Here is a 25076-nt window from a genome sequence, read left to right as displayed (position 1 = left end):
GATGACGACGTAAAGGGATCCGGATGGCCATTCGGTCATCCGGATCCTCTTATTGCGTCTGGCCGCCTCTTAGCGGGTCCGGCGCGGGCCCATCAGGCCGACGGCCCGGAGAAGCCTGTTCGTGAGCCTGCCCTCCTCGCGGTAGACAGCACGTCGCGCCTCGCGTTTGGCCAGTCCCTCGGCCCCGTCCCGCTGCACTGCCTCGACGTCGCCGAGGATCCGCGCAGCGCGGTAGAGGTTCGAGCGGAGCGACCGGCGGCGGGTCATGACCGGCCATCCTCGGGAGCGGCACCGGCAGGATTGCGGCGCCAGAGCAGGCGCGCCACGAGCGCGTCGAACGCCACGCCCTCGGTGAAGGCCACCGCGGCGAGTTCGCGCACGCTCAGCGTCCGCATGTGCACGGTCCGGCGGTTCTTCACGGGACTCACCGGCCCTGTTCGCCGAGGATCGCGAGGATGGTCTGGGCGAGGTCGCGGGCCTCGTCAGGATCGAGCCACTCCCGCCGCTGCTCGACCCGGACCTGGACGCCCCGTTCCTCCGTCCAGACCTGGGTGACAGTGAAGCCGTCCCGCTCGACGACTGGCGCCTCGAAGTCCGAAATGGACCCGTCATCGCTCCGGTGCTCCGCGAACCCCTCCGGCGGAAGCACCACGAGGTCGGCGGCCCGCAGGATGGGCTCTAGGCCATCGTCGAACCGCACGCGGACAGTCTCGTGGTCGACGGCCGCAGTGACCCGCCCGATCCCGTAGGAGGGGTGGGCTACACGGGCGCCGGGGGTGAAGGTTGGGGTGCTGCTGCTCATGGTCTCGGCTCCTGCCTCAGTCCAAGATATTTCGCCCTACAGCGCTCACTCGGGATAGCTGGAACTACCGAAACTGACGGTAAATCGCACAGCGTTCACTCGTCTAGAGTGCGCGACTACCTCGACTGAGGCGCCGTGGGCGGCCCGGGGGGGACCGGGAACGCCCACGGCGGGCACGCAGGAGGGCCCGGACACCGATCGGTGTCCGGGCCCTCCTGCGTCTGCGCCCAGCGGCGTCCCGCCGCGGGGGACGCTCAGTCTTCGGCCAGCGCGGCCTTGTCCGTCAGACGGTTGCTCTCGTCGTGCCACACCGAGGCCAGCGGGCGCAGCGTGGGCTCCACGGCGCGCGCGTGGTGGGCGCAGAAGAGCAGCTCGCCGCCCGAGGTCTCGAGGACCACTCGCACATAGGCCTGGGCGCCGCAGCGGTCGCAGCGATCGATGGCAGTCAGGGTGGGATCCGCAAGTGCTGCAGTCATCTCAGCCTCCTTAGCATTCACCGGGTGGTCTTACGCGGTCACTACATCTAACACCGCCCTCGCGGCGGATGATGCCAAGAATGCGCAACTTTCGCTCGGGGCGTATTGCGGTTCGGCAACGCCAGGGCGGCTCCGGGTACCTGTTCGGCCACGCGCGGAGCGTCCCGACCGGGCCCTTGCGCCCGGGCCGCTAGTCTTGAAGCTGTGCCGTGCCCTCCCGCGCGGCGCCCCGGCGCCGTCCGGCACCATCCCCTGCGGCCCTACCGCCTTCCAGCACCACCGAAGGAGTCCCGCGCGCGTGACACCGAGTTCTGAATACACCGCCCGGCATCTGTCCGTCCTCGAGGGACTCGAGGCCGTGCGCAAGAGGCCGGGCATGTACATCGGCTCCACTGACTCCCGCGGCCTCATGCACTGCCTCTGGGAAATCATCGACAACTCGGTCGACGAGGCCCTCGCCGGATTCGGACACGAGATCGCAGTCATCCTGCACGCGGACGGCTCGGTCGAGGTCCATGACGACGGCCGGGGCATCCCCGTGGACGTCGAGCCGAAGACCGGGCTGTCCGGCGTCGAGGTCGTCTTCACGAAGCTGCACGCCGGCGGCAAGTTCGGCGGGGGCTCGTACACGGCGTCCGGCGGCCTGCACGGCGTGGGCGCCTCGGTGGTGAACGCCCTGTCGTCCCGCCTGGACGTGCAGGTCGACCGCGGCGGGAAGACGTACCAGATGTCCTTCCGGCGCGGGGAGCCCGGGCGCTTCCGGGACAGCGGGAAGCCGGGCCCACAGGCTCCCTTCGAACCGTTCGTCGACGACTCGGTGCTCGATATCGCGGGCAAGGCCAAGCGCGGCGTGACGGGCACGCGGATCCGCTACTGGGCCGACTCCCAGATCTTCACCCCGGACGCCCGGTTCTCCTACGACGACCTGGCCAACCGTGCGCGCCAGACGTCCTTCCTCGTGCCGGGGCTGCGCATCACGGTCCGCGACGAACGCCGGCTGGCCGGGACCCCCGGCGCCGACGGCCCGCACGAGGAGGTCTTCCACCACGACGGGGGCATCTCCGAGTTCGTCGACTACCTTGCGATCGACGCCCCCGTCACGGACGTCTGGAGGCTCCACGGGGCGGGCAGCTTCTCGGAGACCGTCCCCGTCCTCGACGAGCACGGACACTCGCGGATCGCCGAGGTGGAGCGTTCGTGCGAGGTGGATGTGGCCCTGCGCTGGGGGGTCGGCTACGACACCACGCTGCGCACGTTCGTCAACATCATCGCCACCCCCAAGGGCGGGACCCACCAGGCCGGATTCGAGGCGGCGCTGCTGAAGGTGCTCCGCAAGGCCGTCGAGACGAACGCCCGCAAGCTCAAGGCCGGCAACGACAAGCTCGAGAAGGACGACGTCCTCGCGGGCATGACGGCCGTCCTCACGGTGCGTCTGGCCGAGCCCCAGTTCGAAGGCCAGACGAAGGAGATCCTCGGGACCCCGGCGGTCCGCCAGATCGTCTCCAAGGTCGTCGAGAAGGAGCTCGGCGCCAAGCTGTCCTCGACGGCGCGGGGCGACAAGAACCAGAGCTCGGTGCTCCTGGAGAAGGTCGTCAACGAGATGAAGTCGCGCATCACCGCGCGCGTCCACAAGGAGACCCAGCGGCGCAAGACGGCGCTCGAGTCCTCGACCCTGCCCGCCAAGCTGATCGACTGCCGGACCGACGACACCGCCCGGTCCGAGCTCTTCATCGTCGAGGGCGACTCCGCGCTCGGCACCGCCCGCCACGCCCGCTCCTCGGAGTTCCAGGCGCTGCTGCCCATCCGGGGCAAGATCCTCAACGTGCAGAAGGCCTCGGTGGGGGACATGCTCTCGAACGCCGAGTGCGCCGCGCTCATCCAGGTGATGGGCGCGGGCTCGGGCCGGAGCTTCGACATCGCCGCAGCCCGCTACGGCCGGGTGATCCTCATGACGGATGCCGATGTCGACGGGGCCCACATCCGCACGCTGCTGCTGACGCTGTTCTTCCGGTACATGCGGCCCATGGTCGAGGCCGGCCGCGTGTTCGCCGCAGTCCCGCCGCTGCACCGGGTCGAGGTGGTGAACCCGGGCTCGAAGGCCAACGAGATGGTCTACACGTACTCCGACGCCGAGCTGCACCGCGTCCTGGCCCGCCTCAACGCGGAAGGCCGCAAGTACAAGGAGCCCCCGCAGCGCTACAAGGGCCTCGGCGAGATGGACGCAGACCAGCTCGCGGAGACCACCATGGACCCGCGCCACCGCAGCCTGCGGCGCGTCACGATCGAGAGCGCCCAGCGGGCCGAGGAGATCTTCGAGCTGCTCATGGGCTCCGAGGTGGCCCCCCGCAAGGACTTCATCGTCGCCGGGAGCGCGCAGCTCGACCGCGAGCAGATCGACGCCTGAGCGGCCCGCCGCCGTCTGCCCCGAACCGGGCCGGCGGCCCTGAACGCGCGCCCCGGAACCGGCGGCTCAGAACAGGCCGGGAACGATCAGCAGGACCGTCGGGACCGCGATCAGCAGCAGGCTGGCTGCGAGCACGAGGGCTGTGGCGGTGCGGCCCAGCGGGGGCCGCGGGGTGAGCAGGCGGCTGAGGCGCCCGGCGATGTCCACGCCGTCCGTGTCGAACGCGCCCGACGCGGCGGACGGTGCCGGCACGGAGCCCGGGACCGCTGCGGGCGGGGCGCCGGGGGCGGGTTCGCCGCCGACGGCCACGAGGGCGATCGCACGGACGAGGATGTCGTCGCGGGCGGTGCGCCGCGCGACGTCGTCCGCGAGCATCTCCACGAGCGAGTTGACCGCCTGCCGGGCGAGCCGGCTCGTGGGCAGCCAGGGCAGCGCGGCGCGCCAGGCCTCGAAGGCCCACAGGAGGAGGTGGTGGCGCTGGGTGAGGTGCGCCCGCTCGTGGCTCACGACGGCGTCGAGCTCCTCGGGCGCGAGCGTCTCCATCAGGCCGTCCGAGAGCACGGTGACGGAGCGCGACCCGCCTGGGAGGCAGTATGCGACGGGCGCCGGGTGGCTGATGACCCAGGTGCGCTCGAGGGCGCCGGACGGCGAGCTCAGGAGCGCCAGCAGCTCGCGGTGGCGGCGCCGCTGGCTCACGATCCGGGCGTAGGTGAGCAGCAGGGTGAAGACGAGGTGCACGCTGAGCAGGGCCGCGGCGCTGAGGGCGAACAGGTGCCAGAAGTGCAGCTCGTTGGGCGTCTCGTTGCCGAGCACGACCTTCAGGGCCCGCCGCACCGCGGCGACGAGGCTGTCGCCGAGGGGGGAGAGGCCGTAGACGAGCATGGCGCCGATCATGGACAGGCCGCCGGCGAGCGCGATCGACTGCCAGAGCATCATCGCGGCGAAGGGGGACCGCGCGGGCCACTGGGCGCGCGAGAGCGCCACCGGCACGGGCCACGCGAGCAGCAGTGCCAGCAGCGCCAGGAGGTAAGCGGTCACGAGCACGCGCGCGCCCCGGCGGCGTGGATCAGCCGCTGGCCAGGAGCTTGCGCAGCGTGGCGGCCTCGGCTTCGGACACCGAGCCGATGAACCGCGCGAGCACGGCCTCGCGGTCAGTCGCGGTACCGAGGGCCTCGTGCATGAGGCGGACGGTGTGGTCCTCGCGGGTCGAGACCGCACGGTAGCGGTGCGGGCGGGTCCCGCGCTCGCGCTCCACGAGGCCCTTCTTCTCCAGCCGCGACAGCACCGTCAGGACGGTGGTGACTGCAAGGTCCTTGCCCTCGCCCTCGACCAGGGCCAGCCGGTCGCGCAGGTCATTGGCGGTGGACGCCTCGGGGGCCGACCACAGCAGGTCCATCACCGAGCGCTCGAGCTCACCCAGGCTAGCCATCGTCTTCAAGTCCTCACATGCATCAGGCACGCCAACCTCTGGCGTGCTTCAACCATTCTACGCACGGTAGAACCCATCTGGTGAGATCCTGCACACGCGCGTTCGCTCACAGCAGGACATGGGTGTGCGTTGGCCCTGCCGGGCGGTCTGTTCTACACTCTGTAGAAGTCGAGTTTCTACAAGACGTAGAAGTCGGGACGAGCAACCGGGAGCATGCGTGGACGCTTTGGAGATAGCGCGCTGGCAGTTCGGAATCACCACGGTCTACCACTTCATGATGGTGCCGCTGACGATCGGCCTCGGACTGGTCGTCGCGGTGCTGCAGACCGTCTGGCACCGCACGGGCAAGACCGAGTTCCTGCGGATGACCAAGTTCTGGGGCAAGCTCTTCCTGATCAACTTCATCATGGGCGTGGCCACGGGCATCGTCCAGGAGTTCCAGTTCGGGATGGCGTGGAGCGAGTACAGCCGGTTCGTGGGCGACGTGTTCGGCGCCCCGCTGGCCATGGAGGCGCTGCTCGCCTTCTTCGTCGAGTCCACCTTCCTCGGGCTGTGGATCTTCGGCTGGAAGCAGCTCCGCCCCGGCCTGCACCTCGCGGCGCTCTGGTGCGCCGTCATCGGCTCGGCGGTCTCTGCGTACTTCATCATCGTGGCCAACAGCTGGATGCAGCACCCCGTCGGCGTGAAGGTGGTGGACGGGCATCCGGTCATGACGGACGCGTGGGCCGTCTTCACCAACAACACGGCCCTGGTCGCCGTGCCGCACACCCTCATGGGCGCCCTCGGCGTGGCCGGCGCCTTCCTCCTCGGCATCTCCTGGTACCACCTGTGGCAGCGGCGCCACGACGGGATCGACACGGTCGAGGTCATCCAGGGCACCGGCCGCCGGCGGCGCGAGCGCGTGGTGGTCGGCGAGGCGCCGGGCGTCCCCGGACGCGACCGCACCGACCATGCGGTCTGGCTCAAGTCCCTGCGGATCGGCGCCGTGGTCGCCATGATCTCCTTCGCCGGCACCGCCGTCACTGGAGACCTCCAGGGCAAGCTCATGTTCGAGCAGCAGCCCATGAAGATGGCGGCCGCCGAGGCTGCGTGCCACGACGGCACCGGCTTCTCCGTCCTGTCCGTGGGCAACGTGGGCTCGCGCGACTGCAGCGACGTCGCCGCCGTCATCGAGGTCCCCGGTCTGCTCTCCTTCCTGGCCAAGGGCGACTTCACCACCGAGGTCAAGGGCGTGAACACCCTTATCCCCGAGTACGAGAAGGCCTACGGGACCAACCTGCCGGACAACCCGCTGTACGGGGACCGTGCCGGAGAGGCCATCCAGTACGTCCCCGTCATGGAGGTCACCTACTGGGGCTTCCGGGCCATGATCGGCTTCGGCGCCCTCGCCGCCCTCGCGGCGCTCGCGGCGCTCATCGCCACCCGCAAGGGCACCGTCCCGCAGGCGCGCTGGCTCATGCGCCTCGCCGTCGTCGGCATCCTCGCCCCCTTCGGCGCCAACGCCGCCGGGTGGATCTTCACGGAGATGGGACGCCAGCCGTTCGTCGTCGCGCCCAACCCCTCGATGGCGGGCAGCGTCGACCAGGTCTTCATGTTCACCGCCGCGGCCGTCTCGCCCGGGGTCAGCGCCGGCGAGATCCTCACCTCGCTCATCATCCTGACCCTGCTCTACGCCGCGCTCATGGTCGTCGAGGTCCGGCTGCTGTGGACCTACACCCGCGGCGGTGTCGCCTCGGCCATGCCGGAGCTCGCCCACGCGGCACCGCCCGAGCCGCCGGCGGACGACGACGGCGGCCCGGCCGGCGGCGCCGGCGACGCCAAGCCCGCGGACGACGTCCTGGCCTTCGCCTACTAGGAGCATCACCACCATGGATACCCTCCCCACCGTCTGGTTCTGCGCGGTCGCCGTCCTGTGGGTCGGCTACCTCTTCCTCGAGGGCTTCGACCTCGGCGTCGGCATGCACATGAAGCTCTTCGCCCGCGGCGAGGGCGAGCGCCGCGTGCTGCTGAACACGATCGGCCCCGTCTGGGACGGCAACGAGGTATGGCTGCTGACCGCCGGCGGCGCGACGTTCGCCGCGTTCCCGCGCTGGTACGCCTCCCTCTTCTCCGCGCTCTACCTCCCGCTCACGCTCGCCCTCGTGGCGCTCATCTTCCGGGCCGTCTCCATCGAGTACCGGGGGAAGGTCCACTCCGACCGCTGGCGCGCCGCCTGGGACTGGGCGCTGGCCCTCGGCTCCGCCGTCGCGGCGTTCTGCGTTGGGGCGATGCTCGCCCTGACGACTACGGGGCTGCCGCTGGACGCCAACGGCGACCGGGTCGGCGGCCCGTTCGCCTGGCTGACCTGGTACGCCGTCCTCGGCGGGGTGGCGGTCGTTGCGTTCGCCCTCGTGCACGGGCTGGCCTTCATCGCCCTCAAGACCGACGGCGGCATCCGCTCCCGCGCCCACGGTGCCTTCGTCCGCTGGCTCCCGCTCGCGATCCTCCCGCTCGTGGCGTGGGTCGTCGCGGTCCAGCTGCGGACGGGCGCATGGTGGAGCTGGCTCCTGACGCTCGTCGCCGCCGCGGCGGCGCTCGCAGCCTGGGCGCTGGCACGCCGCGGCTCCGAGGGCCGGGCTTTCATCGGGCTCGCCCTGACGCTCGCCGCGGGTGCCGCCGCCATCTTCTCGGCCGTCTACCCCGTGGTGCTGCCCTCGACGCTCGACCCGGCCAACAGCCTGACGGTGTCCAGCGCGTCGTCGTCCGACTACACGCTCGGGCTCATGACAGTCGTCGCGCTGATCGGTCTCCCGCTCGTCCTCGCCTACCAGACCTGGACGTACTGGGTCTTCCGCCGCCGCCTGAGCGTGGACAGCATCCCCACCGCGCACTCCGTGGTGCCCGCGATCGTGGTGCGCCTGGTCAGCGGCAAGCAAGCCTAGGGAAGGGGCACCAGCATGAGGCCGGACATCCCGCTGGGACCGACCAGCCGCCGCGCGCTCGTCCTCCTGGGCGTGCTCGCCGCGGCGAAGGCCGTGGGCCTGGCCCTCGTCGCCCAGGGGGTCGCCTCCGGCCTCGCAGCGCTCGCTGCCGGGGCCGCGCAGTCCGGGACGCTCTCCGCGTCCACGCTCGCCGCGGCCGCCGGGGTCCTGATCCGGGCCGCCGCGGAGTGGGGCACCTCGGCGGTGGGGCGCTGGGCGGCCGTGGGGGTCAAGGAGGAGCTGCGCGCGCAGCTGCTCGAAGCGGGCCTCGGCGGCGCCCCGGCCTCCGCCTCCCCGGGGGATCCCGCGGACGACGGCGCAGCCCGGGTCGCGTCCTCGCCCGCGGCGACCGCCGTGCTCGCCGGCCGGGGCCTCGACGGCCTCGACGCGCTCTACACCCAGTACCTCCCCGCCCTCGTCCAGACCGCGGTCCTGCCGCTCCTCGTCGGCGCACGCATCCTCGGGGCCGACTGGGTCAGCGCGCTCATCCTCGTGCTCACCCTCCCGCTCGTGCCGCTGTTCATGGTCCTGATCGGACGCCACACGCTCGAGGCCGTCGCCGAGGCCCAGCAGTCCCTCCTGCGGCTCGGCGCGCACCTCGTCGAGCTCGCCCAGGGGCTGCCCGTGCTTGTCGGCCTCGGCCGCGCCGCCGAGCAGCGACGAGCTCTCGGCGAGCTCTCCCGCGCCTACAGGTCCCGGACGATGGCCACCCTCAGGGTCGCCTTCCTCTCGGCCCTCGCGCTCGAGCTCATCTCGACCATCTCCGTGGCGGTCGTCGCCGTATTCATCGGCATCCGCCTCGTCCACGGGGACATGACGCTCGAGGCCGGGCTCCTCGCGCTCATCCTCGCCCCCGAGTGCTTCCAGCCCCTCCGCGACCTGGGGACCGCCCACCACGCGAGCGAGGACGGCGCGGAGGCCCTGCGGCGGGCCCGCGCCCGCATCGGCGCCCCGCGGGGTGCCGCGCTCCTGTCCGCGGGCAGCCGCCGCGACGGGGACGTCGCGCCGGGGGTGCCCGAGGCGGCCGGACCGTCGGTGGTCCGCGTCATTGGGCTCGCCGTACAGTACGACGGCGCGGCCGGGGCCGTCGGACCGGTGGACTTCACCGCCCCGGCCGGTTGCGTGACCGTGCTCGCTGGACCGAGCGGCTCGGGAAAGACCACCGTCCTGGCCGCCATCGCCGGCCTCGTCCGCGACGGCGCCGGGGCTGCGGTGCACGGCTCGGTGCACGGGCCCGACCCACGCCGGGTGGCCTGGGTCCCGCAGCACCCGCAGTTCACCCAGCGCACCGTGGCCGCGGAGCTCCTGCTCTACGCCGGGGCCGCGGGGGAGGATGCCGCGCCAGGGGAGCACGGCCCGCTGGTCGGGGAGCTCCTCGCGCGGCTCGGCCTCGGGGGGCTGGGCGCCGCGGACCCGGCGGAGCTGAGCCCCGGCCAGCAGCGACGCGTCGCCGTCGCCCGCGGGCTCGCCCGCGTCGCCGACGGGGCGGACCTGCTCCTGCTCGACGAGCCGACGGCGCACCTCGACGACGCGTCCGCGGCCCTCGTGGAGCGCGCCATCGCCGCGCTCGAAGGACGGGTCACGGTGCTGCTCGTCTCGCACGAGCCGCGCACGGCGGCCCTCGCGGACCGCACCGTCGAGCTCGCCCCGTCGTCCTCCGCGGCCTCGGCCCGCTTCCGCGCCGAGTTGCCGGACGCGCCCGCCCGCCGCGTGCTGCCCGCCCCGGCGGCGGTCCGGCGCGGGGCGTGGCTGCGCACCCTGGCCTCGCTGCTGCGCCCTGACGCGGGCACCTACGCCCGGGCGGCGCTCGCCGGGCTGGGCGCGGCCGCGGCCGCCGTCGCCCTCTCCACCCTCTCCGGGTGGCTGATCGTGCGGGCGAGCGAGCAGCCGCCCATCCTCTACCTGCTCACCGCGATCACCGGCGTGCGGTTCTTCGGGATCGCCCGGGCCGTGCTGCGCTACCGCGAGCGGCTCGTCCTCCACTCCGCCGTCCTGTCGACGCTCACCGTGCTGCGTGAGCGGCTGTGGACCCTCCTGTCGGTACGGGGGCTCTCCGCGCGCAGGCTCCTCGTGCCCGGGGCAGCCCTGGAGGCGCTCGTCGGGGACGCCGAGTCGGTGCGGGACCAGCTGCCCCGCGTCCTGGCGCCGATCACCACGGCGGTCCTGGTCGCGGCCGGCGCCCTGGTGGCCGTCGGGATCCTCCTGCCCGGCCAGACGCCCGTCCTGGCGGCGGCGGTGGCCGTCGCGCTGGTCGTGGCGCCCGCGGTCGCGAGGGCGGCCGACCGGCGTGCGGCCGCCCGGGTCCAGACCGGTCGGGCTGGCCTGCTCGCGCGGATGGGCCAGGCCCTGGCGGCCGGGGCGGATCTGAGGGCGAACGCCCGCGACGGGGCGGTGCTGCGGTCGATCCGCTCCGCAGACGCCGCGCTCACCCGCCTCGAGCGGCGGGGCGCGGCGGCGGAGGGGCTCGCGCGCGCGGTCGTCGTCGCCGCGACGGGTACCGCCGCCGCTCTGACCCTGGGGGCCGCGCAGGCCGCGGGCACCCCTGCCGCGACCGCCGCGGCCGTCCTCCTGCTCCAGCTCGCCCTCGCCGAGCCGCTCGCTGCCGCCAGCACGGCGGTCCAGCAGCTCCCGGCCCTCCGCGCCGCCCTCGTCCGGGTCGCGGCCGAGGAGCGGGCCGTGCAGGACGCGGTCGGGCGGCGTGCCGCATCCCCAGGCACCTCCGAGCCGGGCGCCGCTGGACGGGGCGCGGGCCTCGGACTCCGCGGCGTCACCGTGGGCTGGGCCGACGGCCCCGACGTCCTGACGGGCCTGGACCTCACGGCGCGCCCGGGGGACTGGGTCGTCGTCGCCGGGCCTTCGGGGAGCGGCAAGTCGACGCTGCTCGCGCTGCTCACCGGGTTCCTCGCCCCACGGGCGGGCACGGCCGAGGTCGCCGGTCCCGTCGCGTGGTGCCCGCAGGAGTCGCACCTCTTCGATTCGACCGTGCGCGGGAACCTCGCCGTCGCCCGCGACCGGGACCACGCGCCGTCGGACGCCGAGCTCGAAGCGGTCCTCGCCAAGGTCGGGCTCCTCGAGCACGTGCGCTCGCTGCCGGGCGGCCTCGACGCGCGCATCGGCAGCCGCGGGGCGTTCCTCTCCGGGGGGCAGCGACAGCGTCTCGCGGTCGCGCGGACCCTCCTCGCCGGCGCGGAGGTAGTGCTCCTCGACGAGCCGACTGCGCACCTGGACCCCGAATCCGGCCTCGCTCTCGTGGCCGCCCTGCACGAGGCGCTCGCGGACAGGACCGTCGTCATGGTCACCCACCACGCCACGGAGCTGATGCCCGGGGACGTCCTCGTGCGGCTCGCCGCCCCGCAGGGCGCGGTGCGCACCGCCGTGCCGGTGGGCTGAACCGGCGGGTCTGCGCTGATGCGGCGCACGCGGGCTGACCCGGCGGCTGTGCGCTGATCGAGTCAAGCAGCCGATTCAGCGGGCAGGCGGACCCGGGGTGGCTGGGCTGCCGGCGCGGGCGGCCAGGACCTGCTCGCGCAGGATGTCCGCGTGCCCGCAGTGCTGGGCGAGCTCGCGCAGCATGTGGAGGTACACCCAGCGCAGGGGCAGCGGTCCGCGGCGGTTCCCGGAGACGACGTCGTCGAGCCCGAGCGGCGCAGTGGCCAGCCTCGCGTCCCGGCACGCCGCAAGGTAGTCCGCGCGGACGCTGCCGATCGTGTCCGACGGGGCGAGGACGAAGGAATCGTCCGGAGTGGCCGGGATGCCGATCTCGGCGCGCGTCCGGCCGGTGACGGCCTCGTCGAACCAGACCCGCTCGACGAACGCCCCGTGCTTCACGAGGCCCAGGAGCGTGGTGCGCGAGGGCACGAGGGCCGCCCGCGCCTCGGCCTCGGTCAGCCCGTCGAGGCTCGCGGCGAGGGCGGCACGGTGTTCGTCGAGGAAGGCCTCGAACTGGGACTTCAGCGGCGCGGCGAACAGGGCCGGCTCCATCGTCTTCACGCCGTCAGCCCGCCACGTCGTGGAGGTGGTGTTCGACGTCGTGCAGGAAGTAGCGGGACAGGGTCACCACGGTGAACGCGCTGCCGTTGCTACGCAGGCCCCGCCGGCCGAACGCCTCAGCGGGAACAGCGGCGAACGCGTCGCGGGCCCGGGCGCCCTGCTCCGCGAGCTGGGGCCGCACCACCTCGGGGTCCGCGCGCGCGTAGTCCTTCTCGAGCGCCGTGGCGTCCTGGTCCCAGTCGTCGAAGGCCGCCCCGTCCTCGGCGAGCATGAGGCCCAGCCTGGCGCGGAAGAGCTCGAACACGTCCCGCACATGGCAGGCGTACTCGAGCGGGGACCACGTGGACTCGTCCGGACGCCCGCGCACGTCGGCGCGGCCGAGCACGGCGTCCCAGCGCGGCAGCGCCGTGTCGATCCGCGCCGCAACCTCGTGCGGCGTGAGGGCGTCCGCGTCGAACCCGCACTCGGGGCAGGGCCGTTCGAGGACCCAGGTCCAGTCCTTCAGGTCAGGGGTGATCGCCATGGCTGCAGTCTAACGGCGCACACCGACGCCCTGCCTGTACCCGGAAGGCCACGAGGGCGACGAGATGCGTACCCGAAACCGCGAAAGGGCGACGAGATGCGTACCCGAAACGGGGGTGGGGGGAGAGGCGGCAGCTAGGCGAAGCTGGGGCCGACCTCGTCCACCGACTGGGCGAGCGTGACCCCCGAGCCGTCCCGGCGGCCGAACTCCGAGGGCAGCGAGCGGGCCACCCCCGCCGAGGACGAGGCGCGCGCCGGGCCGCGGCCTACCCAGGCGAGCATGAGCCGGTCCTCGCCCCTGAGGAAGCGGTGGGCGCGGACGCCGGCCGTCGCCCGGCCCTTGGCGGGGTACTCGGCGAACGGGGTCACCTTGGCGCTGCCCGCCGAGGTGCCGGGGAGCGCATCGGAGCCGGCCGCGATCGTCACGACCACGGCCCTCTCCTCGGCGTCGGCGGCGGAGACCACGCCGAAGAACACGGCCGCGTCGCCCGCGGCGAGCTTGATCCCGGCCATGCCGCCCGCGGTGCGGCCCTGGGGGCGCACGGTGGACGCGTCGTAGCGCAGGAGCTGGGCCTGGCCGGTCACGAAGACCAGCACATCGCCGTCGGCCGCCGGGGCCGCCCCGATCACCGCGTCGCCGGGCTTGAGCGCGATCGCGTCCCAGTCCTCGCGATTGAGCGGGTAGTCGGGGGAGACCCGCTTGACCACGCCCTGGGCGGTGCCCATCGCGACGACCGCGTCCAGCGGCACGAGGGCCACGAGCGCCTCGCCCTTGGCGAGCGTGAGGAAGTCCTTCGCGGCCACGCCGCCGGCCATGTTGGGCAGGCCGGACGCGGGCGGGAGCTGGGGGAGGTCCACGACCTGCAGGCGCAGCATCCTCCCCGCGGAGGTCAGGGCACCGACCTCGCCGCGCGCCGTCGTGCGCACCACGGACCGGAAGACGTCGTGCCGCACCCGCGGGCCGCCCTCGGTGAGCGGCTCGGCGTGCACGGTCCGGGCCACGATGCCGGTCGCCGAGAGGAGGGCCCAGCAGGGCTCGTCGGCGATCTCGAGCTGGAGCGGCGCGGCCTTGCCCTTCGCCGCGCCGGACGCGCCGGCGACAGCGGCGGAGGCCTTGCTCCCGAGGGCGGGCGCGTCGTCGCGCTCCAGGAGCACCGTGCGGCGCGGAGTGCCGTACTTCTCGGCCACCTCGCCGAGCTCGCCCGAGACGAGCTGGCGCAGGAGCGAGTCCGAGCCGAGGATGGCCTCGAGCTCGGCGATCTCGCGGCGCAGCTCGTCCTGCTCCTTCTCGAGCTCGATCCTGGAGTACTTGGTGAGCTGGCGCAGGCGCAGCTCGAGGATGTAGTTCGCCTGGATCTCGGTCAGGTCGTAGATCGACATGAGCCGCTCGCGCGCGGCGGCGGCCTCGTCCGAGGTCCGGATGATCTGGATGACCTCGTCGATGTCCATGATCGCGACCAGGAGCCCCTCGACGAGGTGCAGGCGGTCCTTGCGCTTGCGGAGCCGGAACGCGGTGCGGCGGCGCACAACGTCGATCCGGTGGCCCACGTAGACGCGCAGGAGCTCGAGCAGCCCGAGGGTCTGCGGCTGCCCGTCCACGAGCGTGACGTTGTTGATGCCGAAGGAGTCCTCGAGCGGCGTGTACCGGTAGAGCTGGGCGAGGACGGCCTGCGGGTTGAAGCCGTTCTTGATCTCGATCACGAGCCGGAGCCCGTGCTGGCGGTCGGTGAGGTCGGTGACGTCGGAGATGCCCGCGAGCTTCTTCGCGTTGACCGCGTCCTTGATCTTCTCGATGACCTTCTCGGGGCCCACCATGTAGGGCAGCTCGGTCACGACGATGCCGGTCCGCCGTGCGGAGATCTGCTCGATGGAGACCTTCGCGCGGGTCTTGAAGGAGCCGCGCCCCGTGCGGTACGCGTCGCGGATACCCTCGAGGCCGACGATCCGGCCGCCCGAGGGCAGGTCCGGGCCCGGCACGAGCTCCATGACCTCCTCGAGCGTGGCCTCGGGGTTGGCGATCACCAGCTGGGCCGCCGCGATGACCTCGACGAGGTTGTGCGGGGCCATGTTGGTGGCCATGCCCACTGCGATGCCGGTGGTGCCGTTGACCAGCAGGTTGGGGAACGCGGCCGGGAGCACCTCGGGCTGGGTGAGCTGGCCGTCGTAGTTGGGGATGAAGTCGACGACGTCCTCGTCCAGGTCGCCGGTGAGCGCGAGGGAGGCCGCCGCCATGCGGGCCTCCGTGTACCGGGCAGCGGCCGGCCCGTCGTCGAGCGAGCCGAAGTTGCCGTGCCCGTCGATGAGCGGCAGGCGCAGCGCGAAGCCCTGGGCCATGCGCACCATCGCGTCGTAGATGGCGGCGTCGCCGTGCGGGTGCAGCTTGCCCATGACCTCGCCCACCACACGGGCGCTCTTGACGTGGGCGCGGTCCGGCCGCAGCCCCATGTCGCTCATCATGTACAGGATGCGGCGCTGGACCGGCTTGAGGCCGTCGCGGGCGTCCGGGAGCGCGCGCGAGTAGATGACCGAGTAGGCGTACTCGAGGAAGGAGGTCTCCATCTCCTCGGCAACGTCGATGTCGGTGATGTTCTCCGCGAAGTCGTCGGTGCCCGGGAGGATGTCCGCCCCCGAGGAGGAGCGCGGGTTCTGTCGACGTGCCAAGAGAGCGTGGGTCCTTCGTGTGGTGGTGCGGGGGCTGAACTAGGCTAACCCTATGGTGGAATCGGCCTCGGACGGCGCACCCTCGACCCGCGCATCCACCACTGGCGCGTCCTACCCGCACGGCTGGGAGGCCGACGTGGTCCTGCGCGACGGCGGCACGGCCCACCTGCGCCCGATCCGCCCCGAGGACGCCCAGGCGCTGCAGGACTTCCACACCCACCAGTCTGAGGGGTCCATCTACCTGCGCTTCTTCAGCTACAAGGCGCGCCTCACGCCCGGCGAACTCAAGCGGTTCACCGAGGTGGACCACCACGACCGGGTCGCGCTGGTCATCACCATCGGCGACGAGATCATCGGCGTGGGCCGCTACGACCGCCTCACGGACCCGGCCGAGGCGGAGGTCGCCTTCAACATCGCCGACAGGCACCAGGGCCGGGGGATCGGCTCGATCCTGCTCGAGCACCTCGCCGCCGCCGCCCGCGAGAACCACATCCGCCGGTTCACGGCCGAGGTCCTGCCCGAGAACCGCAAGATGCTCACGGTCTTCGCCGAGGCCGGCTACGCCGTCACCCGGCACTTCGACGACGGAGTCGTCTCCGTCGCCTTCGAGATCGACCCGACGGAGAAGTCGCGCGCCGTCATGGAGTCGCGCGAGCACCGCGCCGAGGCGCGCAGCATCATGGGCCTCCTGGCCCCCTCCTCGGTCGCCGTCGTCGGCGCCAGCCGCACGTGGGGGACCTTGGGCTACCAGCTGCTCGAGCACATCGTCGAAGGCGGCTTCGCGGGCAGCGTCTACGCCGTCAACCCCGAGGCGCTCGAGCTCGGCGGCATGATGGCCTACGGGCGGATCGGGGAGGTCCCGGAGCCGGTGGACCTCGCCGTGGTGGCCGTGCCGTACGCCGAGGTCCAGGGCGTCGTCGCCGACTGCGCGGCCGCGGGCGTCAAGGGCGTGGTCATCGCCTCCGGCGGCTTCGCCGAGCGCGGCGAGGAGGGCCTCGCGCTCCAGCGGCAGATCGTCCGCCACGCCCGGGCCCACGGCATGCGGGTGGTCGGACCCGAGTCCCTCGGCATCGCCAACACGGATCCGGACATCCGGCTCAACGCCTCCCTCGCCCCCGGGCTGCCACGGCAGGGCAGCCTCGGCCTGTTCAGCCAGTCCGCCTCCATCGGGGTGGCGCTCTATGCCGCCGCCGAGCGCCGCTACCTTGGTTTCTCCTCCGTGCTGTCGGCGGGCAACCGGGCCGACGTCTCCGGCAACGACCTCATGCAGTACTGGGAGGACGACGTCGCCACGAGCGCCGTGGGCCTGTACTTCGAGTCGTTCGGGAACCCGCGCAAGTTCTCCCGCATCGCCCGCCGCCTCGCCCGCAGCAAGCCGGTCATCGTCGCCAAGAGCGAGGTCACCGGGCTGCGGCTCCCGCCGGGACACTCCGTGCGCACGACCCAGGCCCCCCAGGGGGCGCTCGACGCCGTGCTGCGCCAGTCCGGCGTCATCCGCGTCGGCACGGTCGAGCAGCTCGTCGACGTCGCCCAGATCGCCGTCGGGACCCTGCCGGCCGGCCCGAGGGTCGCCGTCCTGAGCAACTCCCTCGCCCTGGCCCGCGTCGTGGCGGACAGCGCGGAGGGGGAGGGGCTGACCGTGACCGGCGCCGAGGGCGACCTCGACCTCGCCCTGGGGCAGTCGCTCGCGCTCCCCGAGCTGGCCCGGCGCCTGCGCGAGGCCGCAGCCCGCGACGACGTGGATGCCGTCGTCGTCGCCCTCCTGCCCTCGGCGGGCGTGCGGGTGCCGGCGCTCGCCCAGACCCTCGCGGAGACCGCGGAGCCGCTCGGGAAGGCCGTCATCGCGGCGTTCCCGGGGGTGCTGGACCGGCAGACGGACACCGAGGGACTCCTTCCCGCGCCCAGGGTGGGCGAACGGCCGGAGGAGTGGCCGGCGGCCATCCCGTGCTACACGAGCGCGGGCGACGCCGTGGCGGCGCTCGCCGCCGTCACCCGCTACAGCGAGTGGCTCGCCCGGGACCAGGGCGCCCTGTTCGAGGCCGACGCGGACGACGGCGCCGCCGCGGCCCTCATCGGCGCCCGGCTCGCCGGCGTGCAGGGCACGGAGCTCGTGCAGCTCTCGGGCGACGACGCCGCGCGGCTGCTGGGCTGCTACGGCATCCCGGTCCTCGCGTCCCGGCCGGTCGGGACCGCCGAGGAGGCCGTCGCGGCCGCGGACGCCCTCGGCTGGCCGGTGGCGATCAAGTCCGCCGCGGACAACCTCCGCTCCCGCCTCGACCTCGGCGCCGTCCGCCTGGACGTCCGGGACGCCGCCGACCTCCGCGCCGAATTCGAGCAGATGGGGCGCGCCCTCGCCCCCTACGGCGGCGGCCACTTCGAGGTGCAGCGCATGGCTCCGCTCGGGCAGGCGTGCGTGGTGCGGGCGATCGAGGACCCCCTCCTCGGCCCCGTCCTCTCCTTCGGGCTCGCGGGCGACGCCGTTTCCCTCCTCGACGACTGGGCGCACCGGATCACCCCGCTCACCACGGGCGACGTGCACGACATCGTCCGCTCGCCGCGCACCTCCGTGAAGCTGTTCGGGCACGAGGGCCTGCCCGCCCTGGACGTGCCCGCGCTCGAGGACCTCATCGGACGGGTCTCGCTGCTGAAGGACCGCCACCCGGAGGTGTCGCTGCTCGAGCTCAAGCCCGTGGTGGTGAGCTCCCGGGGCCTGACCGTGCTCTCGGCGCAGGTCTGGATCGGCAACGCCGCCCAGCGCATGGACAGCGCCCGGCGCGCCCTCATCGCCCAGTGACCGCGGCGTCCCGGTTTTGGGACGCCGGGCGCCGGTCTGGGAGAATGGCGCCCATGAGCCACAACGCGTCCGGGGCACCTGCAGGCGAGCACCGGGTCCCAGGCCCGGGGGAATCGCTGACCGCGGCGCTCGAGCGGACGGGGTTCTACCCGCTGCTCGTCGGCGACGTGGTGGCCGACGCCCTCGACGGCCGGGCGGCGATCGCACACCTGACACACTTGGAGACCCACTTCGAGCGGGCCGAGGTCCGCCGGCACGTGACCGTGCTCGTCCTGACCGAGGACATGCTCGTGATCACCCACGTGGACGAGGCGCCGCTCGACGACAGCGGCAGCCAGATGGGGGCCCAGGTGTCCACCGAGTCCGTGCCGGTCGACCAGATCGCCACGGTCGTGCTCTCCTACGTCTACGCCCAGCCGGCGGACTACGCCCCGGGCGACCCGGTCCGGGAGGTCACCCTCGCCATCTCGTGGAGCGGCGGCCAGCGGCTGGACATCGTGCCGGCCGGATGCGGCGACCCCCAATGCGAGGCCGACCACGGCTACACCGGCACGATGGCGCAGGAGGACATCGTGCTCAGGATCAGCGCCGACGCCGACGGCCCCCGCGCGGTCGACGCCGCCAAGCAGTTCGCGCGGCTCCTGCGTGCGGTGAACACCGGATCGCGCCCCTCCCAGGCGGCCCAGCGGCCCCGGCTCTCGGCGTTCTCGTCGCGGACGCTGCGCGGCCACGGCAGCCGCTAGATGACGGCCGCCCCCGGCGCCGCGGCCGGCGCTCCGCCCCTTCCGCCCCCGCCCGCGTTCGGCTCGCGCTCCGTGGCGGATGTTCTGCCCTCCTGCGCTGCGGCCCTCGGGGCCGAGGGGTTCGAGAACACCCTCGGGCTCCCCGCCGCCGTGCGCATCTGCCTCGTCATGGTGGACGGCCTGGGCCGCACCCTCCTGTCCAGGCGCACCGCGCACACGCCCTTCCTGCGCGAGAAGCTCGCCCAGGGCCAGGGGGCGGTCCCGGGAACGCTCGACGCCGCGTTCCCCAGCACCACTGCGGCCTCGCTCGCGAGCCTCGGCACCGGCGTCCCGCCGGGGCAGCACGGCATGGTCGGCTACGACGTCTATGCCCCGCACCTGGACCGGGTGGTCAACCAGCTCAACGGCTGGGACCCCGATGTCGACCCGCAGCGGTGGCAGCCCTGCCCGACCGTCTTCGAGCGCCTCCATCCCGCGATCCCGGTGGCCACCGTGAGCCTTCCCCAGTTCGAGGGCTCCGCGATGACGCGGGCCGCGCTCCGGGGCGGCGAGTTCATCGGTGCCGTGAGTCTGCACGCGCGCACGACCGCCGCCGCCGAGGCCATGGCCGCGCGGCCGCGCATGCTCGCCTACTTCTACCTCAACGAGCTCGACAAGGCCGGTCACCAGTTTGGCGTCGCCTCCGCCGCATGGGAGGAGGCGCTCGAGGAGGTCGACGCGTGCCTGCGCCGCCTCGACGGCCAGCTCCCGCCGGGGACGCTCGTCCTCGTCGTCGGGGACCACGGGATGGTCGACGTCGCCGCGGCCCGCCGGATCGACATCTCGGCGGATCCCCAGCTGACGGAGGGGGTGCGGCACACCGCCGGCGAGCCGCGCATGGTGCACCTCCACCTCGAGGGCGCCGACGGGGAGGGGGCCCCGGACGCGTCCGCGGTGGCGGCCGTCGCCGCGCGATGGCGCGAGCGCTTCGGCAGCCAGGCCTGGATCCTCACGCGGGCCGAGGCCGTGGGGCACGGCCTGTTCGGCCCGGTCGTCTCCGAGAGGGTCCATCCCCGGATCGGCGACCTCATCGTCGCGGTCCACGGCGACCTGGCCCTCTACGACGGGCGGCGGGCCCGGCCGCAGGCGTTCGAGATGGTGGGCCAGCACGGCTCGTGGACCAAGGCCGAGCGGCAGGTCCCGCTCGTGGCCTTCACCGCGCGCGGACGCGTCCGCGGGAAGCGGCAGCGGCGTGGCTGAGCTCGTCTTCTTCACCGGCACCATGGACAGCGGCAAGTCCACGCTCGCGCTGCAGATGGACTACAACCACCGTGCTGGCGGCCGGAAGGGGCTCCTCTTCACGAGCCACGACAGGTCCGGGCGCGCCGTCATCACGAGCCGCCTGGGCCTGAGCACCCCGGCGATCGAGGTCACGGCAGAGTCGAGCTTCTGGAACGAGGTCGTGTCCCGGCGGACCCGTGCAGAGGAGGTCGACTACCTCATCTGCGACGAGGCACAGTTCTACCGCCACGAGCAGGTGGACGAGCTGGCCAGGGTCGTCGACGAGCTTGAGGTCGACGTGTACGCGTTCGGGATCGGCACGGACTTCCGCGCGCGCCTCTTCGAGGGCTCGCGTCGGCTCGTGGAGCTCGCCGACCGGATCGAGACGCTCCAAGTCCCGACGCTGTGCTGGTGCGGGCGTCGCGCGACGCACAACGCCCGCACCGTGGGCGGCGAGATGGTCCTGACGGGGGAGCAGGTGGTCGTGGCGGACGTCTCCGGCCGTGGCACGCCCGACGACGAGGGCCTCTGGAGTGAGGTGGAGTACGAGACCCTGTGCAGGCGCCACTACATGGCCGGGAAGACGGCCGCGTCCGTGCCCGTGATGGGGGAGGGGGAGCAGCTGCTCCCGTTCGGCGACTAGGGCCCGCCCGCGGGAGCCCGGTCAGTCGCCCTTCGTGCCGAAGACGATCTCGTCCCAGCTGGGGACTGAGGACCGCTTGGGCCGCGAGGACCTGCGCGTGGGCTCGCCCTGGCCCCCGGTCTCGGGACGCGGCGGCTCCCGGTCCTCGGGTGAGGCCTCCCGGGCCAGGGTTCCCGCTCCGTGCAGGCCTTCCGGCCGGTGCGGGCGCTCCTCTCCGTGCGGGCGTTCCGCGTCCTGACGGCTGTCCGGTCCGTGCGGCCCTTCCTCCTGCGGGAAGTCCGGCTGGTCCGGCCCCTCCTCCTGCTGGGGCGTGTCCCGCTGCTGGGGAGCGGTGTGCGCCGTGCCGCCGTCCTCACGCCCCGCCGCGCCGTCGGCGGGACCGTCGTGCGAACCGTCGCCCGAGGGCCGCGCCGATGGGACGACCGTCATCTCCGTGGTGGCAGTGCTCACGCCCGGCCGCAGGTCGAGCCGCGAATCAGCCTCCGGGACCGTGCGGACGTTGAGGCGGGAGAGCAGCGAGGTGATGCCGCCGCGCGGAGCCGGGGCGCCGTCGTCGTCCTCGGCTTCCTCGTCCCGTTCCGCGGCCTGCCACGCACCGCGTTCCCGCTCGCCGGCCCTGCGGTGCTCGGCCGGGGCGGCCTCGGGCTCCGGCTCCTCGGCCTCGGGCGACCGCGGGTGGGCCGCGGGGATGCCGTGGGTGAGGAGCAGCGCGAGGGCGTCGTCGCCGTCCTCGTCGACACCCAGCCGCTGGCCGCGGCGCGCGCGCAGCATGTCCAGCAGTTCCCCCTCGCGGTCCAGCTCGCCGCCCGGGTGCTCCTCGGCTGCCTCGACGTCGAACGGGCGGTCCGAGACGGCTGCGAGCCGGCGGCGGGGAGCGGGCCCATCGAGCGGCTCGAGCTCGCTGAGCTGCTGCGCCCACCGGTTGGCATTGGCCACCGTCCGGTGGCCGGGATGGAAGGTCCACACGGCAGGCGGCTCCTCGCCGATGGACGACGGCGCGCCCTCCGGGAGGGCGAATCGGGCCACCACGGTCCACTGGCCGTCGGGCCGGCGCCAGGAGTCCCATTCGACGGCCCCGGCCGGCACGCCGTGGAGCGAGAGCCGGTATGCGGCCATCTCGCCGAGCGTCACCGCGCGGTCGGCCGCGGGTCCGCGCAGCGCCTCCTGGGTGGGCAGCCGCCCCGGGACCTCCACCGCCTGCGCGCGGCGCGCCATGTGCTCGCGCTCGGCCAGGACGGGGCCCTCGAAGCGCTGCACCCGGGCCAGCGGGACGCCGGAGGACGCCGCGACCTCCTCGGCGGTTGCGCCCGCGCGGATCTCGGCCTGGATCTGGCGCGGGGTCATGCCGGCGCCGTCGGCGCCGGAGGGCGCAGGACGCTGGGGCGCCGGGCGGGCCACGGCGCGGCGCAGCGCCTCGTCGAGAGGCAGCCGGAACATGTCCCCGTTCGCGGCGCTCACGATGAGGTGTGCACCGTCCTCGTGGACCCCGACGAGGCGCAGCTCTTCCGCCTGATCGTGCGCTCGCTCCCGCATGGACGCCCTCCAGCTTGCTCTAGGTCTGAGTAGAACTGTGCCATCCGCGGGCGCCGAAGGCCTGCAGGCTCCCGGTGTGCCGCGAAAAAGGGGCGCCCGGGCGCGGCGCGGGCCGCGGCGCAGTAGCCGGGAGCAGCGCTCATGTCGGGAATGTTCCGGAGCTGAGTGGCGTTTTGCCTGCTCATCGGGAACAATCTCCCCGTCACTGGGCACAAAATGGGGGCCGAGTGCGTTGGAGTGGACTACGTGGGATGCCACGTGACATGGCTAGCTACCGGAGCGTGAACGAAGAATTATGGCGACCGATTACGATGCGCCGCGCAAGAACGAGGAAGAGCTCAACGAGGATTCGATCGAGGAGCTGAAGTCCCGCCGTACCGACAAGCAGTCTGCTGCGGTGGACGAGGACGAGGCGGAGGCGGCGGACAGCTACGAGCTCCCCGGAGCCGACCTCTCCGGCGAGGAGCTCCTGGTGCGGGTGCTGCCCGCGCAGGCCGACGAATTCACGTGCGCCTCGTGCTTCCTCGTCCGCCACCGCTCCCAGATCGCCCGGGAGAAGAACGGCCTGCTCTACTGCAAGGAGTGCGAAGGCTGATGCCTCCGGCTCCAGGCGGCCACGCTCGAGGCGGCCCCGACGCGACGGCGTCGGGGCCGCCTCCGTTTCAGCGGCGCGGCACTTCGCTGAGCGCGGCGACCAGACGGTCCGGATGGCGGCTCGAGACGAGCCAGTACGGCGTGCGGTCCTCCGGATCGGTGAGCTCGACGCGGACCACAGGGCGGATCCAGCCCCGGATGCACAGGTAGGCGAGCCCGTTCAGGCGCGGGCCCCGCTCCGCTGTGGCCTCGTCGCCGTCGAACGCCTCCACGGCGCCGGTGAAGGTCCGCGGGAGGACGGCCCGGCCGGCGCGGAAGGAGGTCCGCGTGACCACGATGGCGGGCGTCGAGGCCACGAGGATTCCGGCGAGGATGACGAGCAGCACGGCCGCGCCCGTGTACCCGGCAGCCATGCTGATCGGGGCGAAGACCAGGATGCCCGCGCCGGAGACGCCCAGGACCACGATCCACACCCACCAGGCCGGCCAGAGCTTCTCGGAGTAGACGATGGGATCGGCGGTGCTCGGCCCGGAGGCGGGCGTCGTGGCGTCAGGCATGGGTCAAGCTTTCCACCCCGGCGCCCGCGAGGACAAAAGCGCCGGCCGTCCGCGGGCACCGGGGAGCGGCTGCAGGCCCGCTAGAGTTGACGGGTGAGCGCGCAGCAGACAGCCCCCGACCACGCGGCCCCGGACCAGTCCCCGGCCTGGGCGCCGACCCTCGACGTCCAGCTCAAGATGCTCGACGACGGCCTCGAGCCGCCCGCGTACGCCCACCCCGGCGACGCCGGAGCCGACCTGCGGGCACGCGTGGACGTGACGCTCGGCCCAGGTGAGCGCGCGCTCGTGCCCACGGGGGTGAGCATCGCACTCCCGTTCGGTTACGTCGCCCTCATCCATCCGCGCTCGGGCCTCGCCACGCGGCACGGCCTCACGGTCGTCAACGCCCCGGGCACGGTGGACGCGGGCTACCGCGGCGAGATCGCGGTGACCCTGCTCAACACGGACGCGTCCGAACCGATCGCCCTCCGCCGCGGCGATAGAATCGCTCAGATGGTGATCCAGCGCGTCGAACATGCGCGCTTCGTGCCCGTCGCGGACCTGTCCGACTCCGTGCGCGGCTCGGGGGGCTTCGGCTCGACGGGCGGATTCACCGCCCCCTAGCGCCCCGCCCGACCGGGCGTTCGGCGGAAGCGGGCTGCCGGGACACCCGGCAAGACAAAGGAGTGTGTGTGGCACTGTTCGGACGCGGCAAGAACGCCAAGCTGACCTCCGAGGACCCCTCGGTCCTCGGGGAGTTGACGAAGAAGCGTCCCGAGCCCGACAAGAGCGGCTACGGGCGTGCCCAGAAGGGACCGTTCGATGCGAGCGAGGCGCGCACCGAGAGCGGCTACGTGGACCTCGGCTCGATCCTCGTGCGGCCCACCGAGGGCCTCCAGCTGCGCCTCGAGCTCGAGGAGGCCACCCAGCGCGTCGTCGCCGTCACGATGGACCTCGCCGGATCCAGCCTGCAGCTCCAGGCCTTCGCCGCGCCCCGCTCCGAGGGGCTCTGGGGCGAGATCCGCGCCCAGATCGCCCAGTCGGTCGCGAGCCAGGGCGGCATGGTGGAGGAGGTCGAGGGCAGCTTCGGCCCGGAGCTGCTCGCGCGGCTTCCTGCCGATGCCTCCGGCGAGCGCCGCAGCTACCGCGCGGCCCGGTTCATGGGCGTTGACGGTCCGCGGTGGTTCCTGCGCGGAGTGATCGGCGGCCAGGCCGCGGAGAGCCACGAGGCCTCCGCCGCCCTCGAGGACCTCTTCCGCCACGTGGTCGTGGACCGCGGCGAGTCCCCGCTGCCCCCGCGCGAGCTCCTCCCGCTGCGCATCCCGGTCGAGGCCGCGCCGCACGAGAACGGCGCAGGCCATGGACAGCACGCCCCGCACACGCCGGAACGTGGACCGGAGACCACCCATCTTGGCTGAGGCCACCGCGCCCGTGAGGCTCGAGGGCTTCGGCGGGCTCCCCGAACGCGGCCTCGTCTCCGGCGAAGGCCTCGTACGGTCCCTCACGTTCGTGCCCGTCGACGAGGCGCCGCGGCTCACCGCAGTCATCGAGGACGAGCGCGAGCGGCCCGGCAGCGGGCCGGCCCTGTGCCTCGTCTGGCTCGGGCGCCGGCGGATCAGCGGGGTCAACGCCGGGACGCGCCTGCGCTTCTCCGGCATGCTGGCCCACTTCCACGGCGTCCCCACCATCTACAACCCGCGCTACGAGATCCTGGCCCAGGAGGACTGAC

Annotated in this window: 23 protein-coding genes; 12 read left to right on the top strand and 11 right to left on the bottom strand. The window is 73.2% G+C overall.

Annotated elements, in window-relative coordinates; genetic code table 11:
• Positions 1-69: 69 nt before the first annotated feature.
• The 4 genes from ACYVKZ_RS11305 to ACYVKZ_RS11290 form a co-directional block, all read right to left on the bottom strand.
• Positions 70-267: a hypothetical protein gene (locus ACYVKZ_RS11305; protein ID WP_460992342.1), complete on the bottom strand. Its 198-nt coding sequence runs from the start codon at positions 265-267 to the stop codon at positions 70-72.
• Entirely contained in the window at positions 264-419 is a 156-nt protein-coding gene (locus ACYVKZ_RS11300; RefSeq protein WP_460992341.1) for a hypothetical protein, read from the bottom strand. The genes ACYVKZ_RS11305 and ACYVKZ_RS11300 overlap by 4 nt, the downstream gene beginning before the upstream one ends.
• Positions 420-424: 5 nt before the next feature.
• Positions 425-802, bottom strand: a complete 378-nt coding sequence (locus tag ACYVKZ_RS11295; RefSeq protein ID WP_460992340.1) for a hypothetical protein — start codon at positions 800-802, stop codon at positions 425-427.
• Between the two features lie 254 nt (positions 803-1056).
• A complete protein-coding gene (locus tag ACYVKZ_RS11290; protein WP_307006309.1) occupies positions 1057-1278 on the bottom strand; it encodes a DUF7455 domain-containing protein in 222 nt (73 codons plus the stop codon).
• Positions 1279-1576: 298 nt separating this feature from the next.
• Here ACYVKZ_RS11290 and ACYVKZ_RS11285 point away from each other — a divergent pair, with 298 nt between their 5' ends.
• On the top strand, positions 1577-3682 hold the full coding sequence (locus ACYVKZ_RS11285) for a DNA gyrase/topoisomerase IV subunit B (RefSeq protein ID WP_460992339.1): 2106 nt from the start codon (positions 1577-1579) through the stop codon (positions 3680-3682).
• 66 nt (positions 3683-3748) lie between these two features.
• On the opposite strand, the gene ACYVKZ_RS11280 is transcribed toward ACYVKZ_RS11285, so the two are convergent.
• Positions 3749-4726, bottom strand: coding sequence for a M56 family metallopeptidase (locus ACYVKZ_RS11280; protein ID WP_460992338.1), 978 nt, complete (start codon positions 4724-4726; stop codon positions 3749-3751).
• A gap of 22 nt (positions 4727-4748) precedes the next feature.
• Positions 4749-5111, bottom strand: a complete 363-nt coding sequence (locus tag ACYVKZ_RS11275) for a BlaI/MecI/CopY family transcriptional regulator (RefSeq protein ID WP_460992337.1) — start codon at positions 5109-5111, stop codon at positions 4749-4751.
• A gap of 217 nt (positions 5112-5328) precedes the next feature.
• Between ACYVKZ_RS11275 and ACYVKZ_RS11270 the strand changes: the two genes are divergently transcribed.
• Genes ACYVKZ_RS11270 through cydD form a run of 3 tightly spaced genes read left to right on the top strand, consistent with a single transcriptional unit; the run spans position 5329 to position 11461 of the window.
• The gene (locus tag ACYVKZ_RS11270) at positions 5329-6966 is read left to right on the top strand and encodes a cytochrome ubiquinol oxidase subunit I (protein ID WP_460992336.1); all 1638 of its coding nucleotides are present in this window, start codon (positions 5329-5331) and stop codon (positions 6964-6966) included.
• A 13-nt stretch (positions 6967-6979) separates the two neighbouring features.
• Entirely contained in the window at positions 6980-8032 is a 1053-nt protein-coding gene (gene cydB, locus ACYVKZ_RS11265) for a cytochrome d ubiquinol oxidase subunit II (RefSeq protein WP_460992335.1), read from the top strand.
• Between the two features lie 15 nt (positions 8033-8047).
• Complete coding sequence (cydD, locus tag ACYVKZ_RS11260) at positions 8048-11461, top strand: thiol reductant ABC exporter subunit CydD (protein ID WP_460992334.1); 3414 nt, start codon at positions 8048-8050, stop codon at positions 11459-11461.
• Positions 11462-11536: 75 nt separating this feature from the next.
• Here the strand turns inward: cydD and ACYVKZ_RS11255 are convergent, their stop codons facing one another.
• From ACYVKZ_RS11255 to ACYVKZ_RS11245, 3 genes are all read right to left on the bottom strand, one after another.
• Complete coding sequence (locus tag ACYVKZ_RS11255) at positions 11537-12052, bottom strand: DinB family protein (RefSeq protein WP_460992463.1); 516 nt, start codon at positions 12050-12052, stop codon at positions 11537-11539.
• A 13-nt stretch (positions 12053-12065) separates the two neighbouring features.
• Entirely contained in the window at positions 12066-12584 is a 519-nt protein-coding gene (locus ACYVKZ_RS11250; protein WP_460992333.1) for a DinB family protein, read from the bottom strand.
• A 134-nt stretch (positions 12585-12718) separates the two neighbouring features.
• Positions 12719-15244 carry a DNA gyrase/topoisomerase IV subunit A gene (locus ACYVKZ_RS11245; protein ID WP_460992332.1) on the bottom strand — a complete coding sequence of 842 codons (2526 nt, stop codon included), beginning with the start codon at positions 15242-15244 and terminating at the stop codon, positions 12719-12721.
• 52 nt (positions 15245-15296) lie between these two features.
• Between ACYVKZ_RS11245 and ACYVKZ_RS11240 the strand changes: the two genes are divergently transcribed.
• The 4 genes from ACYVKZ_RS11240 to ACYVKZ_RS11225 are packed head-to-tail and all read left to right on the top strand — an operon-like array spanning position 15297 to position 20684.
• Positions 15297-18038 (top strand): bifunctional acetate--CoA ligase family protein/GNAT family N-acetyltransferase, encoded by a 2742-nt coding sequence (locus ACYVKZ_RS11240; protein ID WP_460992331.1) that lies wholly within the window; start codon positions 15297-15299, stop codon positions 18036-18038.
• A gap of 53 nt (positions 18039-18091) precedes the next feature.
• Complete coding sequence (locus tag ACYVKZ_RS11235) at positions 18092-18781, top strand: DUF5998 family protein (protein ID WP_460992330.1); 690 nt, start codon at positions 18092-18094, stop codon at positions 18779-18781.
• A complete protein-coding gene (locus ACYVKZ_RS11230; protein WP_460992329.1) occupies positions 18782-20020 on the top strand; it encodes an alkaline phosphatase family protein in 1239 nt (412 codons plus the stop codon).
• Entirely contained in the window at positions 20013-20684 is a 672-nt protein-coding gene (locus tag ACYVKZ_RS11225) for a thymidine kinase (RefSeq protein ID WP_460992328.1), read from the top strand. Before ACYVKZ_RS11230 ends, ACYVKZ_RS11225 begins: the two co-directional genes overlap by 8 nt.
• 21 nt (positions 20685-20705) lie before the next feature.
• Here ACYVKZ_RS11225 and sepH read toward each other — a convergent pair whose 3' ends face one another.
• Positions 20706-22217 carry a septation protein SepH gene (gene sepH, locus ACYVKZ_RS11220; protein WP_460992327.1) on the bottom strand — a complete coding sequence of 504 codons (1512 nt, stop codon included), beginning with the start codon at positions 22215-22217 and terminating at the stop codon, positions 20706-20708.
• Positions 22218-22512: 295 nt separating this feature from the next.
• Between sepH and ACYVKZ_RS11215 the strand changes: the two genes are divergently transcribed.
• Entirely contained in the window at positions 22513-22812 is a 300-nt protein-coding gene (locus ACYVKZ_RS11215; protein WP_066497506.1) for a DUF4193 domain-containing protein, read from the top strand.
• A gap of 67 nt (positions 22813-22879) precedes the next feature.
• On the opposite strand, the gene ACYVKZ_RS11210 is transcribed toward ACYVKZ_RS11215, so the two are convergent.
• Positions 22880-23368, bottom strand: a complete 489-nt coding sequence (locus tag ACYVKZ_RS11210; protein ID WP_460992326.1) for a DUF3093 domain-containing protein — start codon at positions 23366-23368, stop codon at positions 22880-22882.
• Between the two features lie 93 nt (positions 23369-23461).
• Between ACYVKZ_RS11210 and dut the strand changes: the two genes are divergently transcribed.
• From dut to ACYVKZ_RS11195, 3 genes are all read left to right on the top strand, one after another.
• Positions 23462-23971 carry a dUTP diphosphatase gene (gene dut / locus ACYVKZ_RS11205; protein ID WP_460992325.1) on the top strand — a complete coding sequence of 170 codons (510 nt, stop codon included), beginning with the start codon at positions 23462-23464 and terminating at the stop codon, positions 23969-23971.
• A gap of 68 nt (positions 23972-24039) precedes the next feature.
• The gene (locus ACYVKZ_RS11200; RefSeq protein WP_460992324.1) at positions 24040-24765 is read left to right on the top strand and encodes a DUF3710 domain-containing protein; all 726 of its coding nucleotides are present in this window, start codon (positions 24040-24042) and stop codon (positions 24763-24765) included.
• The gene (locus tag ACYVKZ_RS11195) at positions 24758-25075 is read left to right on the top strand and encodes a single stranded DNA-binding domain-containing protein (protein ID WP_307006289.1); all 318 of its coding nucleotides are present in this window, start codon (positions 24758-24760) and stop codon (positions 25073-25075) included. The genes ACYVKZ_RS11200 and ACYVKZ_RS11195 overlap by 8 nt, the downstream gene beginning before the upstream one ends.
• The last annotated feature ends 1 nt before the right edge of the window (position 25076 follow it).

The organism is Sinomonas soli, from assembly GCF_054782415.1.
Note: the sequence above shows the minus strand (reverse complement) of the source record. Positions and strands in the feature narration are given on the sequence as shown.

Excerpts from the sequence above, each read along its gene's own strand:
- ACYVKZ_RS11290 (WP_307006309.1), bottom strand. The coding sequence starts at position 1,278 with ATGACTGCAGCACTTGCGGATCCCACCCTGACTGCCATCGATCGCTGC.
- cydD (WP_460992334.1), top strand. The coding sequence starts at position 8,048 with ATGAGGCCGGACATCCCGCTGGGACCGACCAGCCGCCGCGCGCTCGTC.
- ACYVKZ_RS11235 (WP_460992330.1), top strand. The coding sequence starts at position 18,092 with ATGAGCCACAACGCGTCCGGGGCACCTGCAGGCGAGCACCGGGTCCCA.
- sepH (WP_460992327.1), bottom strand. The coding sequence starts at position 22,217 with ATGCGGGAGCGAGCGCACGATCAGGCGGAAGAGCTGCGCCTCGTCGGG.
- ACYVKZ_RS11215 (WP_066497506.1), top strand. The coding sequence starts at position 22,513 with ATGGCGACCGATTACGATGCGCCGCGCAAGAACGAGGAAGAGCTCAAC.
- ACYVKZ_RS11250 (WP_460992333.1), bottom strand. The coding sequence starts at position 12,584 with ATGGCGATCACCCCTGACCTGAAGGACTGGACCTGGGTCCTCGAACGG.
- ACYVKZ_RS11230 (WP_460992329.1), top strand. The coding sequence starts at position 18,782 with ATGACGGCCGCCCCCGGCGCCGCGGCCGGCGCTCCGCCCCTTCCGCCC.
- ACYVKZ_RS11210 (WP_460992326.1), bottom strand. The coding sequence starts at position 23,368 with ATGCCTGACGCCACGACGCCCGCCTCCGGGCCGAGCACCGCCGATCCC.
- ACYVKZ_RS11305 (WP_460992342.1), bottom strand. The coding sequence starts at position 267 with ATGACCCGCCGCCGGTCGCTCCGCTCGAACCTCTACCGCGCTGCGCGG.
- ACYVKZ_RS11295 (WP_460992340.1), bottom strand. The coding sequence starts at position 802 with ATGAGCAGCAGCACCCCAACCTTCACCCCCGGCGCCCGTGTAGCCCAC.
- ACYVKZ_RS11255 (WP_460992463.1), bottom strand. The coding sequence starts at position 12,052 with ATGGAGCCGGCCCTGTTCGCCGCGCCGCTGAAGTCCCAGTTCGAGGCC.
- ACYVKZ_RS11240 (WP_460992331.1), top strand. The coding sequence starts at position 15,297 with ATGGTGGAATCGGCCTCGGACGGCGCACCCTCGACCCGCGCATCCACC.
- ACYVKZ_RS11275 (WP_460992337.1), bottom strand. The coding sequence starts at position 5,111 with ATGGCTAGCCTGGGTGAGCTCGAGCGCTCGGTGATGGACCTGCTGTGG.
- cydB (WP_460992335.1), top strand. The coding sequence starts at position 6,980 with ATGGATACCCTCCCCACCGTCTGGTTCTGCGCGGTCGCCGTCCTGTGG.